15 protein-coding genes and 1 pseudogene are annotated in these 18,261 nt (G+C 49.0%); all 16 read right to left on the reverse strand.

The window, feature by feature from the left end; translation table 11 throughout:
* Positions 1 to 633, reverse strand: a 633-nt coding sequence (locus RM811_RS17625; protein WP_402526944.1) for a hypothetical protein, incomplete at its 3' end; no start/stop codon positions are given.
* Positions 634 to 644: 11 nt separating this feature from the next.
* Entirely contained in the window at positions 645 to 1,325 is a 681-nt protein-coding gene (locus tag RM811_RS17630) for a hypothetical protein (RefSeq protein WP_402526946.1), read from the reverse strand.
* 251 nt (positions 1,326 to 1,576) lie between these two features.
* Positions 1,577 to 1,702, reverse strand: a pseudogene (locus RM811_RS17635) (hypothetical protein); the annotation flags it as partial.
* 498 nt (positions 1,703 to 2,200) lie between these two features.
* Positions 2,201 to 3,136 carry a M23 family metallopeptidase gene (locus RM811_RS17640; protein ID WP_402526948.1) on the reverse strand — a complete coding sequence of 312 codons (936 nt, stop codon included), beginning with the start codon at positions 3,134 to 3,136 and terminating at the stop codon, positions 2,201 to 2,203.
* Between the two features lie 394 nt (positions 3,137 to 3,530).
* Positions 3,531 to 4,445: a UDP-3-O-acyl-N-acetylglucosamine deacetylase gene (lpxC, locus tag RM811_RS17645; RefSeq protein WP_402526950.1), complete on the reverse strand. Its 915-nt coding sequence runs from the start codon at positions 4,443 to 4,445 to the stop codon at positions 3,531 to 3,533.
* A 102-nt stretch (positions 4,446 to 4,547) separates the two neighbouring features.
* On the reverse strand, positions 4,548 to 5,732 hold the full coding sequence (ftsZ, locus tag RM811_RS17650) for a cell division protein FtsZ (RefSeq protein ID WP_402526952.1): 1,185 nt from the start codon (positions 5,730 to 5,732) through the stop codon (positions 4,548 to 4,550).
* Between the two features lie 124 nt (positions 5,733 to 5,856).
* Positions 5,857 to 7,092 carry a cell division protein FtsA gene (gene ftsA / locus RM811_RS17655; protein ID WP_402526954.1) on the reverse strand — a complete coding sequence of 412 codons (1,236 nt, stop codon included), beginning with the start codon at positions 7,090 to 7,092 and terminating at the stop codon, positions 5,857 to 5,859.
* A gap of 30 nt (positions 7,093 to 7,122) precedes the next feature.
* On the reverse strand, positions 7,123 to 7,962 hold the full coding sequence (locus RM811_RS17660; RefSeq protein ID WP_402526955.1) for a cell division protein FtsQ/DivIB: 840 nt from the start codon (positions 7,960 to 7,962) through the stop codon (positions 7,123 to 7,125).
* Positions 7,952 to 8,890, reverse strand: a complete 939-nt coding sequence (locus RM811_RS17665) for a D-alanine--D-alanine ligase (RefSeq protein WP_402526957.1) — start codon at positions 8,888 to 8,890, stop codon at positions 7,952 to 7,954. The genes RM811_RS17660 and RM811_RS17665 overlap by 11 nt, the downstream gene beginning before the upstream one ends.
* Before the next feature lie 38 nt (positions 8,891 to 8,928).
* A complete protein-coding gene (gene murC, locus RM811_RS17670; protein ID WP_402526959.1) occupies positions 8,929 to 10,395 on the reverse strand; it encodes a UDP-N-acetylmuramate--L-alanine ligase in 1,467 nt (488 codons plus the stop codon).
* On the reverse strand, positions 10,388 to 11,497 hold the full coding sequence (gene murG, locus RM811_RS17675) for an undecaprenyldiphospho-muramoylpentapeptide beta-N-acetylglucosaminyltransferase (RefSeq protein ID WP_402526961.1): 1,110 nt from the start codon (positions 11,495 to 11,497) through the stop codon (positions 10,388 to 10,390). Before murG ends, murC begins: the two co-directional genes overlap by 8 nt.
* Positions 11,490 to 12,776, reverse strand: coding sequence for a putative lipid II flippase FtsW (gene ftsW, locus RM811_RS17680; RefSeq protein ID WP_402526962.1), 1,287 nt, complete (start codon positions 12,774 to 12,776; stop codon positions 11,490 to 11,492). Before ftsW ends, murG begins: the two co-directional genes overlap by 8 nt.
* Positions 12,770 to 14,161: a UDP-N-acetylmuramoyl-L-alanine--D-glutamate ligase gene (murD, locus tag RM811_RS17685; protein WP_402526964.1), complete on the reverse strand. Its 1,392-nt coding sequence runs from the start codon at positions 14,159 to 14,161 to the stop codon at positions 12,770 to 12,772. Before murD ends, ftsW begins: the two co-directional genes overlap by 7 nt.
* Positions 14,162 to 14,220: 59 nt before the next feature.
* Positions 14,221 to 15,303: a phospho-N-acetylmuramoyl-pentapeptide-transferase gene (gene mraY / locus RM811_RS17690; RefSeq protein ID WP_402526966.1), complete on the reverse strand. Its 1,083-nt coding sequence runs from the start codon at positions 15,301 to 15,303 to the stop codon at positions 14,221 to 14,223.
* On the reverse strand, positions 15,303 to 16,727 hold the full coding sequence (gene murF / locus RM811_RS17695) for a UDP-N-acetylmuramoyl-tripeptide--D-alanyl-D-alanine ligase (protein ID WP_402526968.1): 1,425 nt from the start codon (positions 16,725 to 16,727) through the stop codon (positions 15,303 to 15,305). Before murF ends, mraY begins: the two co-directional genes overlap by 1 nt.
* Complete coding sequence (locus RM811_RS17700; RefSeq protein WP_402526970.1) at positions 16,724 to 18,253, reverse strand: UDP-N-acetylmuramoyl-L-alanyl-D-glutamate--2,6-diaminopimelate ligase; 1,530 nt, start codon at positions 18,251 to 18,253, stop codon at positions 16,724 to 16,726. The genes murF and RM811_RS17700 overlap by 4 nt, the downstream gene beginning before the upstream one ends.
* Positions 18,254 to 18,261 lie beyond the last annotated feature (8 nt).

Below are 18,261 nucleotides of genomic sequence, written 5' to 3' on the forward strand. Positions count from 1 at the left end.
GCTTTCAGTTTTTCCGGATATTCTTTTCAGCTCTGCCAATTTTTTTTTGTACTCATTTTCAGTACCCAGGTATTGTTGATCCTTTTTTTGCAATACCGCACGTGCAACTTCTTCCTGCTTATGAAGTTCTTCTTCAATGTCCTTTTTTTCTTGCTGAAGACCCTGATATTCCTGGTTCAGATTATTTATACGGATTTCAAGCTGTTTCTGTTCAGTTTTAAGATCCTTTGTATGATTATCAAAATATTGCCTATCCCGGGAAAATTGATCTTTCAGCTGTCCAAAGATCTCCTTCAGTGTTAAAACTGTCTCTTGACCCTGGATACCCCCAAGCTGAGTTTGATCAAACATCCTTATTAATTGGACCTTTTGATCCAGGTCACTTTTTTGCAGATTTTTCCATTGAGTTTGGTAATTATTAATGGTGTTCAAGTATTCTTGAGACCTTGCTGCATAACCCTCCTCAAGAGCACTTAATCTTTCGATTAATTTATCTTTTTCTTCTTGAAGCTCTGTTTTTTCCTGCTGACCATTCTTTACCGCCAGCTCCAGCTCTTGAATGCTACGTAGCAGCACTACTCCTTTTGAGTGTTGCTGTAATTTCTCTTTACGGAACGCATTTTCAGCTTCCACAACCTTGCGCCCTAACTGTTTGCATCATCATCTTTTTTATCCAGATCAGCTAATAAACGATCTTTTTCTAATTGATACTCCTGGACTTCTTTATCCCTGGTGCTCTTAAGCTGCCCCAGTTTCAGGGTCAGTTCAGATACCCTCTGTTCAGAATTTTCGGCGCGCGTTCTTAAATCCGCTTTATCTTGTTGCCAGCGGTTTTGGTGATAGTGATGGTAGTCAACCCACTCCTGCTGCAGCTGATCGTTCTGCTGGCCTAACTGGTCATTTTTCCACTGTAGCTGGTTCACCAGCTGATCTGACTGCTCTTTCCCGGCCCTGAACTGCTCATCCTGAGCCTGAAATGCGTAGTCTGATGCTGTCTTTTCTTTCAGCAGCAGCTCAACATCCGTTACGTGCTGATCAGTTCTGGGCAGGAGTTTTTCTACCGTCGTTTCAATTTTGGCAATCTTTCTGCAAAGTAGAGTGATACCTCTGCAACCATCATAAATAATGGAGGCTGGAACTAAAAACGGACTGACCAGGAGTACGAGAGGATAACCCAGGAAACCGCATTTACTGACAATCCGCTTTCCCCAGCGGATAATGCTGAGCATCCCGAAGGCTTGGTCATCTACCGCCTTTTTAGTGGTTTGGTGAATATGTTTGGCTCCCTTGACTACAGCATCCCCGAGACTTGGTGAATGACTCATAGCCGGTTGTTCCTGAGCAGTTGACCGGTTAACAAAAGTATTAGTAATCAAGCCTGACATGATATTCCCTTGACTGTTTTATTTATATTTTAGAAATTGAACAATGGTCTTAGAGAAAAAAATGAGAGATAAGTTCCCATAAAATATTTTTTTTCCTATAAAAAATATTTTATTAATACAAATCAATAAGAAGTTGAGAAATAAAGGAAATAAAAACAAGGAGAATTAAAGCAATGGCATCCATAAAAATGAATATGATCTTCGTACAAGGTCATGCCACCAATCATCTGAACATCAAAATGGGACATACCCATAATATGCTTGTCCGCTTCGCGAACCACGGCAAACGCTTCAGGTAACAGATCATCTACCGTCTCGGTGCCGGTGTTAGATTCGAATAAAGTTTAAGAGACGACACACGGAACTTTTTATCCACGCTAAAGCTTATAGCTAAAAAGACAAGCTACAATATCTATTTCGAAGGATACCCGACCTACGGTTTATAAACCTCTCCCCTCCTCTCTTGCCAGAGTGCGTTGATATCTATTGTCAGCCGATTTGAGGTAGCTTTATGTCGACCCTAAGGAATTTTCTCCTGAAATAATTTCCACATTTTGCCTATAGGCACTGCTCCGAAATAACGTCCTCTTTCACCACAAAGGACACGGAAGAATAAAGCAAATCTTTTCTCTGTGTCCTCTGTGATGAGAAAAACAGGGAAATTATTAACGGACAAATCCTAAGTACCAACAACATAACTCACTCTATCATTGTCGTTTACTATCAGACACAAAAATTGATCATTCAGACAAAATACTGCATGTGGTAGTAGCACGTAACATCAGTAAAATATCAGATAAAGAAAAAACAGCCTCTTATTTACTGGCCCTATAAATGTATCTCGATGGATCTTGAGGCTTTCCATTTTTCAAAACCTCAAAATGCACATGAGGCCCGGTTGAGCGCCCTGAGCTACCCATTTTTGCAATAGCCTGCCCTCTGGAAACAATATCGCCCACTTTAACCAGACTTTCTTCGTTATGAGCATACCGAGTGAGATAACTATTTCCATGGTTTACTTCAACCAGAAGTCCAAAGCCAGAGCGAGGACCCGACCAGACAACAACACCGGCAGCAACAGATATAATGTCTGAACTGCGTTTACCGGCAAAATCGACACCATTATGCCAGGCCCCTTTGCCAGTAAAAGGGTCTGTGCGACGACCATATCGTGAAGAAAGCCAGCCTTTCCTGACCGGCAAGCCGGCTAGAAATGCATCATCATGAAGGGTTCTGTTAGAGATAAGATTATCCAGCAAATCCAGTTGCTGCTCACGATTGTCAATCTGGGCAGCCAACTGATCTATGGCATCAAGAAGGCCCACTTTACGGTAAGCAGTATCGACTTCGGACAGTTCCTGAGGGCCACCTAATGCTGGCACCTCACTGAAGTCAAACTCTCCATCATCCAGTTTTCCTTTGACCGTCAGGCGTTCTCCAAGAGCATCAAGCCGGGTCATACGCCCCTGAAGCTCCGCCAGCCTGAGCATCACGGCATCAAGCTGGTCCTCTGCCTGCTGCCGGACCAGCCCAAGATCCTGTTGCTGGGCATCCAGCACCTGCTTCCAGTTCTTCAGCCCTTCCTGCGTCAGCATCTGTTGCTGACTATTGGTAAGCCAGGCATAGGTAGCGCCTCCACCCATTGCCATGGATAGCAAAAAAGCACAGCACAATATAATTCCCACGCCCTTCCCACTACTGGAATAGGCTCGGGTTCGAGAATGATTCTGGTTAACAACAATGATTTTCATTAGCAGCCCTTAACGCTAAACCAACAGCACATCTCCACTATTTTATTACCGGAGCTTGCAAAACACAGAAGCCGAGGCCGGATTGTAGCCCTTCAGAGTCACACTCAGCTACATCCTGCCCGCAATAAAGAGAGAAACCCTATTGCTAATTATATCGTTATAAAACACTATTTTTGAATACTAACAACGCTATCCAACATGACGTCAAAAAACACTACAGGACAAAGGTTCGAGTACAGAATTATTTACAGGCTACAGAAAATCGAAAATAGAGACGACTCACTTTCTTCCAGGCACAAAAAAGGCCACTACAAAGTGGCCTGAATCAAGACTAAAAACACTCAGCCTCGCAAAAAATCACGTCTCAGATCAGCATTTACTCAAAAATCAGTGATCAAGCGATAACCGCAACAGGCTTCTGATAGGAAATTGGCGAAACCTCTGTATTTTCGAAAGTGACTGTCTCCCACAGTTTCTCATTAGCCAGTAAGGTTCTAACCAGCTTATTGTTAAGCTCGTGACCAGATTTATGACCGATAAACTGGCCAATCAAACTGTGCCCCAGCAAGTAAAGATCACCAATGGCGTCCAGCATTTTATGCTTGACGAACTCATCATGATAGCGAAGACCATCTTCATTAAGAATACGGTAATCATCAACCACAATAACGTTGTCAACACTGCCACCCAGGGCAAGATTCTGGGAACGAAGATACTCTACATCACGCATGAAGCCGAAAGTACGTGCCCGACTGACTTCCTTTACAAAAGAGGTACTGGAGAAATCAATGGATGCTGTCTGGGAACGACTTGTGAACACAGGGTGATCAAAGTCGATAGTAAAGCTTACTTTAAACCCTTCATAGGGTTTGAAAGTCGCCGTCTTATCGCCATCAGTAACCGTTATCTCCTCTTTGATGCGGATGAATTTTTTAGGCGCATTCTGCTCCTGAATACCTGCCGACTGCAACAGGAATACAAATGGACCGGCACTGCCATCCATAATGGGAACTTCATGGGCACTGACTTCAACATAAGCATTATCAATACCCAACCCAGCCATGGCTGAGAGCAAGTGCTCAACGGTATCGATACGGGTCCCATCTTTATACAGAGAGGTGCACAGTGTCGTTTGCCCAACATTCAATGCATGGGCAGGAATTTCTACCACCGGATCAAGATCTGTTCGACAGAAAATGATGCCGGTATCTACGGGAGCGGGCTTGAGGGTGAGATAGACCTTTTCACCGGAGTGAAGGCCCACACCCGTAGCACGAATAATATTTTTCAGTGTACGCTGTCTGATCATGATAACGCTGTTCCGCGACCTTTACGGTCCCTATTATTTGGATGCAACGCCACATTGTAACAAAAGTAACAAATGAGACAAGTTCGCATTTTTACGCTCTGATTAGTCCGCCTGACGCCTCAGGAATGCTGGAATATCAAGATAATCCACATTATCACTGGAAGCTACAGACCTTCTGGATTCTGGTTTCTGCTCTGCTTCACCTTCACTCCGACGCGCATTACGTATAACGGGTGAAACATCAAGTTCCGCAAGATTCAGAGAACCATCGCTGTTCTTTGTGGTTGACTTTTCAACCACTTTGAGTTGCTCTCTCGGAGCCATGCCGGCACCAATACCAGTAGCAACCACAGTAACCCGAAGTTCATCGGTCAGCTCCGGATCAATAACGGTACCAATGACAACCGTAGCATCATTGGACGCAAACTGACTAACAACTTCACCGACCTGATTGTATTCACCAACGGTAAAGTCAAGGCCTGCAGTGATGTTAACCAGAACACCTTTAGCGCCCTGAAGATCCACATCTTCCAGCAGCGGGCTTCGAATCGCTTTTTCGGCGGCTTCTGCTGCACGACCGGTACCCGAGGCAACACCCGTACCCATCATTGCCATACCCATTTCTGACATCACTGTACGAACATCGGCAAAGTCAACGTTGATAAGACCATCGCGGGTAATCAGCTCAGAAATTCCCTGAACAGCACCCAGCAGGACATCATTGGCAGCACCAAAAGCATTCAGCAGGCTGACATCACTGCCTAACACTGGCAATAATTTTTCGTTAGGGATGGTGATCAGCGAGTCAACGTGTTCCTGAAGTTCTTTCAGACCTTCTTCAGCAATCATCATTCTGCGCTTGCCTTCAAACCCGAACGGTTTGGTTACCACCGCTACCGTCAGTGCTCCCAGTTCACGAGCCACCTGAGCTACAACAGGCGCAGCGCCGGTTCCGGTTCCTCCACCCATACCGGCAGCAATGAAAACCATATCCGCACCCTTGAGCAGTTCAGCAATACGCTCACGGTCTTCCATGGCGGCCTCGCGGCCAACATCCGGATTAGCTCCTGCACCCAGCCCCCGGGTGATCGATGCACCCAGCTGCAGATGAGTGTGAGCCTGTATATGCTGCTTTTTCAGCGCCTGGGCATCGGTATTGGCACAAACAAACTCAACACCTTCCAGCTGACTTTTCAGCATATGACACACTGCATTACCACCGCCGCCACCGACGCCGATGACTTTGATGACCGCTTCCTGCGGTACGTTATCCACCAGTTCAAACATGGCCATCTCCTTTTTATCACTCTTAATCTAACAAATTGTTACCAATACCGTTACTGAATTTTTCCTGCCACTTTTGACAACAAAAGCATCAAAAAAAGCATCAACAAAAGCATCAACAAAAGCATCAAAAATTCTGAAACCAGCTCTTCATCCTGTCAATCAGCCCCATATCCTGAGACTTACTGGCAATCGTTCTCTTCAACCCTTCTTTCTGCATCTTCTGGCCGTAATGAAGCAGGCCAACCCCTGTCGAATAGATAGGGTCACTAACAATATCACTTAGCCCTTTTACTGCCTGAGGCAGGCCAAGACGGACAGGCATATGGAAAATCTCTTCCGCCAACTCTATCGCGCCCTCAATTTTGGAGGTACCTCCGGTCAGCACAATCCCTGCCGGAATCAGGTCCTCAAAACCACTGCGTCTGATCTCTGCATTAATCAACGTAAACAGCTCGTCATAACGAGGTTCAACAACCTCTGCCAGCGCCTGTCTGGAAAGCTCCCTGGCTGGCCGGTCACCAACACTGGGAACCTTAATGGTTTCATCAGCACCCGCCAGCTGCGTCAGGGCACAGGCGTACTTAATCTTTATATCTTCCGCATTCTGCGTAGGCGTCCGTAATGCCATGGCGATATCATTGGTCACCTGGTCTCCGGCAATAGGAATAACCGCCGTATGACGTATAGCCCCATCGGTAAAGATGGCGATATCGGTAGTACCTCCACCAATATCAACCATGCAGACACCCAGTTCCTTCTCATCTTCTGAAAGAACCGAATAGCTGGAGGCCAATTGCTCAAGAATAATATCATCCACCTCCAGGCCACAGCGGCGGATGCAGTTTTCGATATTCTGCGCGGCGTTCACGGCACAGGTCACCAAATGTACTTTCGCCTCAAGCCTGACGCCAGACATACCATGAGGTTCTTTTATCCCCTCCTGATTATCAATGGCATATTCCTGCGGGAGGATATGAAGAATGCGCTGATCTGCGGGAATAGCAACCGCCTGGGCTGCATCAATCACGCGATCCATATCGGCACCATTCACTTCTCGCTCACGTATCGCGACGATACCATGGGAGTTAAGACTCTTGATATGGTTGCCGGCAATACCTGCATAGACCGAATGGATCTGGCAGCCAGCCATAAGCTCGGCCTCTTCAACAGCCCTCTTAATGGCATGGACGGTAGAGTCTATATTGACCACGACGCCACGCTTGAGCCCACGGGAAATATGCGAGCCAATGCCGATAACCTCAATGTCACCTTCAGCGTTGAGTTCTCCAACAACAGCCACTACTTTTGAAGTGCCTATATCCAACCCAACGATCAATCTTCCATTATCTGCCGCTGTCATGGCATCAATCTTCCCAAACTTCTCTATCCATCATAAATCTGAGCCTGCCTGGTTTTTTTTGCCAGAAGTCTGACTCCAGGCAACCGAAGCACCGTTTAAATATCGTAAATCCACACGCTCTACCTCCTGCCAGCGAGACTCAAGTCTGGCATGGTATAGCCGCACAAAGCGCTGCAACCTTTCCATCCGTCGGTCCCGGCCAATATTGACCTCAACATGCCCGACGGTAAAGCGCCATGAGCTACTTCCACTTCGTTTCAACGTTTTCAGCCTGAGCCCCATGGGCCTCAGCAACTGGCTAATGGCCAGATACTGCTGCATAACTTCAGTGGCTGACTCTTCAGCACCGGCAAGAACCGGCATTGCTGAAAAATCAGCAATATCTTCCGGAGTAAACACCTCACCCTCATTACTGATAAGGTGAGTACGTCCCCATCTGGCTACCGGCTCCTGCTCTTCCAGGCTCACCTGAACACTATCAGGCCAGTGTCGTCGAACAGAAGCTTCCTTTACCCATGGCATCTCCAGAAGCACTGCCTGCATCTGTTTCAGGTCCAGAGAAAAAAAACGCGCCTGCAAAAGCGGCTGCAACTCTTTCTCAACCTGCTCCCTGGACAAATACTCAAAAGCCGAATGAACTTCCACCCGTGATATCGGCTGGTTAATCCAGTTCATCAGCCAGGGGGCTGAAACCACCAACGCTGCCAACAGGAAAAGAGAAATCACTATCTGTAATACGCTTTTCCAGGGCGGCAGTCTTCTACTTTTTCCACTCCCTATTCGACTCTCTATTAGAGAATCCCTTCGAGACGCTCCACGCAAAGCTCCGGGGCGACTCGCAGAAACTGAAAACCCTGCTTTATCTGACATCCGCCGTCTTCAGTATTTCAACCACCAGCTCATCGAAAGAAAGCCCGGCATCCGCAGCAGCCATTGGCACCAGACTATGATCTGTCATGCCTGGAATTGTATTGACTTCCAGCAACCAGAACCGACCCTGCTGGTCCTGCATAAAATCAACACGTCCCCAGCCAGAGCAATCCAGAGCTTCAAATGCCGTCAAGGCCAGCGCCTGAAGTTCCTGCTCTTTCACTGCAGCAAGCCCACAGGGAATTGTGTAGCGGGTATTATCAGACAAATACTTGGCCTGGTAATCATAGAACTCACCTTCCGCCTCAATTTTAATAACCGGAAGCGCCTGCCCATTGAGCACACCTACGGTGAACTCAGGACCATCAATGAAGGACTCAACCAGTACCGGACCATTATGCTCACCGGCACGTTCACAGGCAGCCTCCAGATCTTCTCTGCGATCTACCCGCGCCACACCGACGCTGGAACCTTCCAGACTCGGCTTAACAAAGGCAGGCAGCAAGGACTCGGCATGCTCAAGGTTATCCGACCCCATCACCAGGGCAAACTCTGGAGTTGGCAAACCAATGGATTGCCACAACAGCTTACAACGATACTTATCCATTGCCAGTGCCGATGCCATCACACCACTACCGGAGTATGGAATCCCTATGGTTTCCAACAGTCCCTGCATGGTGCCATCTTCACCACCCCGACCATGCAGGGCAATAAAGGCATAATCCGGACGGTACGCCTGAAGCTGCTCAACCACATTTTCGCAGGTATCAATTAACTGGCATTTTACGCCCTGCCGGGTCAGCGAAGCATAAATTCGCTCGCCACTGGTCAAACTCACTTCCCTTTCTGCGGAGTTACCACCAAAAAGTACAGCGACCTTTCCAAAAGTCTTTGGATCAAAATGATCACAACTCCGGTCGTACTTCATGCACTGTATCCCTTTTCTATTAATTTCGTAGCCATTTTTTACCGCCTGGCATCAGCAACCAGTGCCAGCTCACTCTGGGCAAGCCTGAGCGTCAGGGCAGCAATATCTCCAGCGCCCTGGGTCAAAAGCAGGTCGCCATTCTGAAGTACATCCGCCAGCACCGACTCCACTTCTTCAGGCCGGGCAATAAAAATCGGGTCAACCACCCCCCGCTGACGAATACTTCGACACAGGGACCGGCTGTCTGCTCCGGCAATGGGTTCCTCGCCAGCAGGGTAGACTTCCATCAACAGGAGGACATCAACCCTGGAGAGAACATCGACAAAGTCTTCATACAAGTCACGGGTTCTTGAAAAACGATGGGGCTGATAAATCATCACCAGTCGTTTATCACCCCAGCCATCACGAACCGCTTTAATCGTTGCATCCACTTCCGTTGGATGGTGGCCATAGTCATCCACCAGCATCACTTCACCGACACCCGTATTGAAATCTCCCAGCACCTGGAAGCGACGACCCACACCATCGAAACGGCTCAAACCTTCAGCAACCACCTGATCCGGCACACCCTCATCTGAAGCAGTGGCAAAGGCTGCAAGCGCATTCAATACGTTATGACGACCAGGAATCGCAAGTTCGACGGTAACAGGGCCTTTTTCAGCATCCACCGGGACACGACGAACCATGCCAAATGTGGTTTTCATACCCTGCTGGCGAACATTCACAGCCTGATAGTCCGCATCTTCACTGAAGCCATAAGTGATCACCTGTCGCTTAATTTCCGGCAACAGTTCCCGGACCACAGGGCAGTCAATACAGACAATAGCAACACCATAAAAAGGCAGATTATGTAAAAACTCGATAAACGTCTTTTTCAGCTTGCCAAAGTCACCGTCATAGGTGGACATATGGTCTGCATCGATATTGGTGACAATTGAGACCATCGGTTGCAAGTGAAGAAAAGAGGCATCCGACTCATCCGCTTCAGCCACCAGGTAACGACTCCCACCCAGTTTTGCATTGGTGCCAGCAGAGTTGAGCCGTCCACCAATAACAAACGTTGGATCCATACCACTGAATCCCAGTACCGATGCAAGCAGGCTGGTCGTGGTGGTTTTACCATGAGTTCCAGCCACCGCAATACCATGCCGATAACGCATCAACTCTGCCAGCATCTGGGCACGAGGTACAATAGGTAAACGACGACTCTCGGCAGCAACAACTTCAGGGTTATTACCAGCTACCGCCGTGGAAGTAACAACCACATCCGCATTGGTTACGTTCTCAGCCTGATGCCCGATAAAGACCTCAGCACCCATCTGTTCCAGACGCTCGGTTACTGCCGACGCCCGAATATCTGAGCCGGAAATCTCATAACCCTGGTTCAGCAGCACCTCGGCAATACCACACATGCCAGAACCACCGATACCGACAAAATGAATTTTGCGGATTCGCCTCATCTCTGGCACTGCCACAACAGGTATACGACTCTTTAAATCAGGCATAGGAGGCCTCCTGTCCAGCCGCGTCAAGGCAGTATCGAACCACATCATCTGTGGCCTGTGGCAGGCTGGCAGATTTTGCTGATAAGGCCATTACTTCAAGCCGGTCCGGATTATCCGCCAGCTCCAGAATCATGTTTGTCAAACTGTCTACGTCCAAATCTTTTTGCTGAACCATCAGGGCAGCACCTCTGTCCACCAGGTAATGCCCGTTAACGGTCTGATGATCATCCACCGCATGGGGAAATGGTATCAGGATTCCTGGCTTTCCTGCCGCTGCCAGCTCGGCGATGGTTAATGCGCCCGACCGGCAGAGTACCAGGTCAGCCCACTCATAAGCCCGGGCCATATCATCAATAAAAGGTTCTACCCGACCAGAAACCCCAAGCTGCTGATAAATATCTTTGCTCTGATCCAGGGTTCCCTTGCCTGTTTGATGCCAGACTTCCACCCGGCCACCACATTTCTTCAACACCTGCGGAGTCAATTCGTTGATTGCCAAAGCACCACGACTCCCACCAACCACTAGCAAGCGCAAAGGTGAGCGGGGCTTACAGGCGGGAACAGCCACGATATCCGGCCGCACCGGATTCCCGGTTAACAGGGCTTTTTTAGCTACACTGGCCGAGACTCTGACAAAAGTCCCCGGAAACGCTTCAAGCACCCGGGTAGCAATCCTGGCCAGCAGTTTATTGGTCAAACCCGCAATGGCGTTCTGCTCATGAACCACCAATGGAATACCCAGCAACCGCGCAGCAACACCACCGGGACCTGTCACATATCCGCCCATACCGACAACACACACCGGTTTATGGGTTCTCAATACCCGAATGGCTTTAACCAGTGAAACCATCAGGCGCCAGGGTGCTTTCAACAGAAAACCCAGCCCTTTTCCCCGCAATCCGGTGACCGGGATAAAGCTGATATCAATACCGTGTTTAGGAACCAGCTCAGCCTCCATACTTCCGGGAGTACCCAGCCAATGAACACGGTAACCCTGTTTTATCAAACCCTGTGCAGTAGCCAGACCGGGGAAAATATGCCCGCCGGTTCCGCCCGCCATTATAACCACCAAAGGCGCTTGAGTAGCTGTCTGTTCAGCCATGATTACTACCTCCGGCAGATCCACTAAATTTTTTTTCAACAGTATTCTCTGTAGCCTTGAGCCCGGAAACAGCCTTGCGCCCTGCCACCGGCTTAACTTCAACAGCCACGGCCTGCCGCCGCTCAAAATCAATTCGCAGCAAAATACCAAAAGCCAGACAGTTAACAATCAAACTACTGCCACCATAACTGATCAGTGGTAAAGCCAAACCCTTAGTGGGCAGCAGGCCGGTATTCACGCCAATATTGATCAACGCCTGACTGGCAAACAACAACGCTATCCCGTAGGCAACAAATCCATGAAACAGCAACCCTTTGTCTTCAGATCTCGAACCCAGCTGCAAAGATCGCCAGGCAACAAACAGAAACAATCCGAGTATTAACAGCGAACCCACAAGACCGAATTCTTCCGCCAAAACAGCAAAAACGAAATCCGTATGAGCCTCAGGCAGGTAAAAAAGTTTCTGGATACTGTTTCCCAAACCTTCTCCAAACCAGGCTCCACGGCCAAAGGCAATCAATGCCTGAGTCAATTGATAACCACTGCCAAAAGCATTAGCCCAGGGATCCATATACGATGTAATACGGGCCATCCGATAAGGTTCCATCCAAATCATCAGACCAATCAGGATAATGACCCCGGAAATCATAACGAGAAACTGATGAAACCGGGCACCGGCCATAAAAATCATGCCCATTACTGCAACGGTCAGCACGACCAGTGCTCCAAGGTCAGGCTCTGCAAGAAGGAGCAAGGCTAACCCTGTCATCACCAACATCGGTTTGATAAAGCCACTCCATTGGGTACGCACCTCTTCCAGGTGACGAACCAGGTATCCCGCCAGATATATCACAACACAAAGCTTGGCAACTTCCGAAGCCTGAAGATTGAAGAAGCCCAGTGGAATCCAGCGGACACTGCCATTGATTTCCCGGCCTACCACCAGAACAACAATCAGCAGGAAAAATGCAACCAGTAGTCCAACCCAGCTCATTTGCTGAATCCGACTGATGGGCAAAAGCATCATCAGCCCCATGACAAACAGCCCAGCCCCCATAAACAGAAACTGTTTAAGAACCACTCTCAACGGATCACCAAATGTCGCGCTGGAAACATCCATGGATGCCGAACCTACCATGACCAGACCAATGGCCAGCAGAGCCAGCACGGCACCCAGCAGAACCATATCGACACGGTACACTGTCGATGCATCCTGTTCTGATGGCTCGCTCTCACTACGAGTTCTGTGAAGAAAGCCTTGGCGGACCCGTTTCAGCATAAAATCAAACCATTGACCAGCTCAGCAAATCGGTCACCCCGATGCTCAAAGCTGTTGAACATATCAAAGCTGGCACAGGCCGGTGCCAGCAACACAACATCACCTTTTTCCGCCAACTCAGCAGCCAGACTTACCGCGTCTTCCAGACTACTGGCTTTATGAATCTCCGCACTTCCTTCTACCGCCTGTTCGATGGCAGGCCCATCTCTTCCAATCAACACCAGATGGCTGACATATCGGTCTATTGCCGGTTTTAAATCGGTAAAATCAGCACCCTTGCCATCGCCACCGGCGATTAAAACAATGCGGCCTTCAAGCCCTTCTCCAAGACCTTCAATGGCAGCGATCGCAGCGCCAACGTTGGTCGCCTTGGAGTCGTTAAACCAGGCAACACCTTCATACTCACCCAGCCACTGACAACGGTGCTTCAGTCCGGGGAAATCTTTGATTGCATCATGCATGGCTTCCACATCAAGTCCAATCGCTTCACCAAGAGCCAATGCTGCCAGTGCATTCAAATAATTATGACGCCCTCTCAGCTTCATCTGACGGGTATTAATCTGTTTTTCCAGCCCCTTGCTCAGCCAGATACCATCATCATCAGAAAGCAATCCCATCTGCCCCAGATCCGGAAACCCGCTGGTAAAAGTAATCGCTCCGGCAGTCACCGGTAATAAAGGCGAGGTAAGCGGATCGTCCCGGTTAAAGACAGCCGTCGCACAGCCCCGGTAAATACCTTGTTTAGCCTGGTGATAGTCAGCCAGTGTCGGATATCGATCCATATGGTCCGGACTGAGGTTCAGCACAGTGGCTGCCGTTGCTCGTAAACTATACGTAGTTTCCAGTTGAAAGCTGGACAGCTCCAGAACGTAGACATCAATAGTGTCATCACCCAACAACTCCAGAACCGGGGTACCGATATTCCCCCCGACTCCCGGGATTAAACCGGCCCGGGCGACCATTTCACCCACCAGCGTGGTAACGGTGCTTTTGCCATTAGATCCGGTAATGGCAACCACTGGTTTCTGCGGTGATTCCCTATTAACCGCCCGGCAAAACAGCTCAATATCACCAATCGCTGTTGCACCGTTTTCAATGGCATTGGCAATCACCGGTTCTGCCAGGGCAATACCCGGGCTAACCACCAGTTCATCAGCCGCCATTAACCAGGACTCATTGAAGCCACCCGTATGTAAGGGCACATCCGGAAATTTCTGGCGGCACTCTTCTTCGCCGGGAGGATTCTCCCTTGTATCAATAATTTTGAAAGGCAAGCCCTGACTATAAAGATAACGGGCACAGGATAACCCAGTCTTACCAAGACCGATAATCACCCGATTACAGCTGGAGCCAATCAGCTCCTGACTATTAACGCTGTTATTCACAACCCCGTTACCCACTCATTGTTCAAAAAAACCAAAGAACCCTCTTTTGCGAGCACTCTTTAGCGTATTTTCAGTGATGCCAGTCCAATCAGCACCAGCACAATAGTAATAATCCAGAAACGGACAATAATCCGAGGCTCTGGCCACCCTTTCAACTCAAAGTGATGATGCAGTGGCGCCATGCGGAATATACGACGACCGGTCATTTTATAAGAACCAACCTGCAGAATGACCGACACGGTTTCCATCACAAAAACGCCGCCCATAATAATCAGCACGATTTCCTGCCGAACGATAACCGCAACCACACCCAGCGCAGCGCCAAGGGCCAGGGCACCCACATCGCCCATAAAGACCTGGGCCGGATAAGTGTTGAACCAGAGGAATCCCAACCCTGCGCCGGCAATAGCAGCACAGAACACCACCAGTTCACCGGCACCCGGTACCGAAGGGATCAACAGGTACTGGGCAAATGACGCATGTCCGCTGAGATAAGCAAAAATACCCAGGGCGGAAGCCACCATCACCGTTGGCAAAATCGCCAGCCCATCCAGACCATCAGTCAGGTTAACCGCGTTACTGCAACCCACGATGGTGAGATAGGTAAGCACAATAAAAAACGGTCCCAGCTGCAGAGAAACATTTTTCAGGAATGGGAAAATCAGAGTAGTTTCTGTGACTGAAGGCGCGGTATAAAAAAGAAAAAATGCGGCGCCAAGCCCGGCAACAGATTGCCAGAAAAGCTTCCAGCGAGCCGGCAGCCCCCGGGAGTTTTTCTCAACCACTTTCCGATAGTCATCCACCCAGCCAACGGCACCAAAAACACCGGTAACCACCAATACTACCCAGACATAACGGTTAGTCAGGTCCGCCCAAAGCAGAGTACTGATAGCAATACAGACCAGAATCAGGGCTCCCCCCATGGTCGGCGTGCCCGCCTTGCTTAAATGACTTTTAGGGCCATCGTCACGCACTGACTGACCAATCTGATAGAAGCTCAGTTTGCGAATAAAATGAGGCCCTAGCCATAACATCATGGAAAGAGCGGTTAAAACCCCCAAAATACCTCTCAGTGTCAGGTATTTAAAAACCAGAAATCCGTGGTAATACTGGGATAGAAAATCTGCCAGCCACACCAGCATCAGGCGTCTCCCTTATAGTCAGGCTCAACCAGAGCCTGGATAATATCAAACATCTTCATCCCCTTTGATCCTTTCACCATTACTGCAACCTTTTCATTAAGGCTGTTCTTAAGCTGAGCATCCAGCCAGGTAATCAGTTCTTTCTTTTCTTCAAAATGCAGTCCACCAAAAGCGTCACTTGCCAAGCGGGCAAAAGGACCATAACTTAACAACTGGTCGACGCCCTGCTCTCTGGCATAGTGCCCAATAGCACGATGACGCTGATCGGCAATATCACCCAATTCCAGCATATCGCCAAAGACCATAATGGTTTTTCCACCACAGTCCACTAACTGATCAATCGCCGCCAGAGTTGCTTCCGGGTTGGCGTTATAGGTTTCATCAATCAGGACAGCACCAGTGACATGAGTAAAGCGCTGACCACGCCGTTCATAAGGCCGGGCATTTTCCAGCCCACGGACAATCATGTCCAGTGACAGACCACAGGCTGCTGCAACAGCAGCAGCACAGCAGGCATTGTTCACCTGATAGCGCCCCCAGAATGAGAGCTGCACCGACTTCTGCTCAGCTCTTTCCGGCTCAGGCTGCTTATTTTTTTCACGGATATGAAGGGTAAATCCTGTGCCATCCTCATTGGGTTCGATACCACTGGCAAAGCATTCTGCCTCAGCGTTTTTTCCACTGAAACTGACAACCCGTCGATTTGATTCCTTAAGCACACGGTCAAACCACTCACTGTAGAAACGGTCATCCAGATTCAATACAGCGATACCGTTAGAAGGAAGTGCGTCCAGAATAAAGCCTTTCTCCCAGGCGACACCCTCGACACTTTTCAGATCAGCCAGATGGGTTTCAGCGGCATTGGTGATCAGCGAAATATCCGGGCGCCCCATATCAGCAATGTACTTAATTTCACCCGGCGAGCTGGTGCCCATTTCAACCACCGCAAACTGATGATCAGCATTTATTTTTAATAACGTTAAAGGGGTGCCCAACGCATTATTAAAATTACCTTCTGTTGCCAGCGTTGAACCTGCCTCAGAAAAAATAGCCATCAGCATTTCTTTAACCGACGTTTTGCCACAGGAACCGGTAACGCCAACCAGGCAACCACTAAAGCGATTGCGATTAGCTGCCCCCAGCAGTCCCAGTGCTTTCTCTGTATTCTCAACAACGATCTGGGGTAATGGCGCATCAGCAACATAATGCTCGGTCAACGCAGCAACAGCGCCAACAGAATGCGCCTGTTTCAAATACTCATGGCCATCAAAACGGGGACCTTTAATCGCAATAAAAAGATCGCCGTGTTTGAGAGTGCGGGTATCAATACTGACACCCGTTACCGATGGCTGACCGGATAGATGATCAGACAATTGCCCATTAACTATTTCAGCAATCATGGCAAGAGACATTGGTTCAATCATGACTGTCTCCCTTCTGGAACACGGTTGCGCAGCACTGACCGCACCTGCTCTGCATCATCAAAGTGATGTCGAACACCATTGATTTCCTGATAATTCTCATGACCCTTACCAGCAATCACGATGATGTCACCAGCGCTGGCGGCAGTGATTGCTGAACGAATAGCTTCCGACCGATCAGCAATAACATTCATTCGCTGACGATCCTGATCCGAAACACCTTCCAGCGCATCAGCAAAAATCTGCTCTGGATCTTCCGTTCTCGGGTTATCACTGGTGAGCACTACCTGATCTGCACCACAAACTGCAGCGGCAGTCATCAATGAACGCTTACCCCGATCCCTGTCACCACCGCAACCATATACACAGACAATTTTACTGGCGCCTTGTTCGCTGGAACGGGAATGCTCTCTTAGTGCTGAAAGCACACTCTTAATGGCATCCGGCGTATGAGCATAATCCACGAGAACAAGGGGCTGACCGCCTCCGCCGAACTGCTGCATTCTGCCAGGAGGCGTAGAAATAACAGGAATTGCCGCCAAAACGCTATCGAGAGGGTAGCCCTGAACCCCCAGACCGGCGATAACTGCCAGCAGGTTTTCAAGATTAAAACGTCCTAACAGGGATGTGTTCAGATCACCACTCCCCCAAGGTGAATGGACTCTTGCCCTGAACCCCTGAGAAAACGCTTGAATATCACTGAGATAAACATCTGCAGAGGCATCTTCCAATGACCAGGTGGTTACATTCGTCCCCTGATGACAGGATGAGAGCATCAGCTCTGAGAAAGCATCGTCCTTACCAATGACGGCGTAGCGATAACTGCATTCCGAGAATAATTTGGCTTTGGCTGCCGCGTACGCTTCCAGAGAACCGTGATAATCCAGATGGTCCCAGCTGATATGGGTAAAAAGAGCCACATCAAAAGCAACGCCGGACACCCGCCCCTGGTCAAGCCCATGGGAGGAAACTTCCATCGCCAGTGCAGGAATCCCATCAGCAACCAGCTGACCGAGATATTGATGCAGGGAAACCACATCACTGGTGGTATTTAATGAGGCCTCCATCTGGCCAGGCAAACCCCGGCCAACCGTCCCCATCAACGCACATTGCTCACCCTGCTGCTTAAGAATTTCAGAGATAAACCAGCAGCAGGACGTTTTGCCATTAGTTCCAGTCACCCCAATGACCTTAAGCTGTTCAGAAGGGTGTCGATAAAAACGATTAGCCAGGGGTCCAATTTTTTCCCGCAAATTGGGAACCATAAAAACGGACTCATGACCGGCAATAGAAAGTGGGTCAAAACCGTCACCTTCTTCTACCAGCACAGCAGCAGCGCCTTTTGCCAAAGCATCCGCAATATATTTCCGGCCATCAGACTGAACGCCAGGCATCGCAACAAACAACTCGCCCCCGGTAATCTTGCGACTATCGAGGGTCAGATGATTCAACTCCTTGTCAACCGCAACAGCGGGTAACTGCAGCCCGGCGAGCACGCCATTCAGAGTATTCTCTTTCTCAGCTGTCATTGCTTTTT

This window comes from Endozoicomonas sp. (assembly GCF_031844845.1).
Lineage (GTDB): Bacteria > Pseudomonadota > Gammaproteobacteria > Pseudomonadales > Endozoicomonadaceae > Endozoicomonas.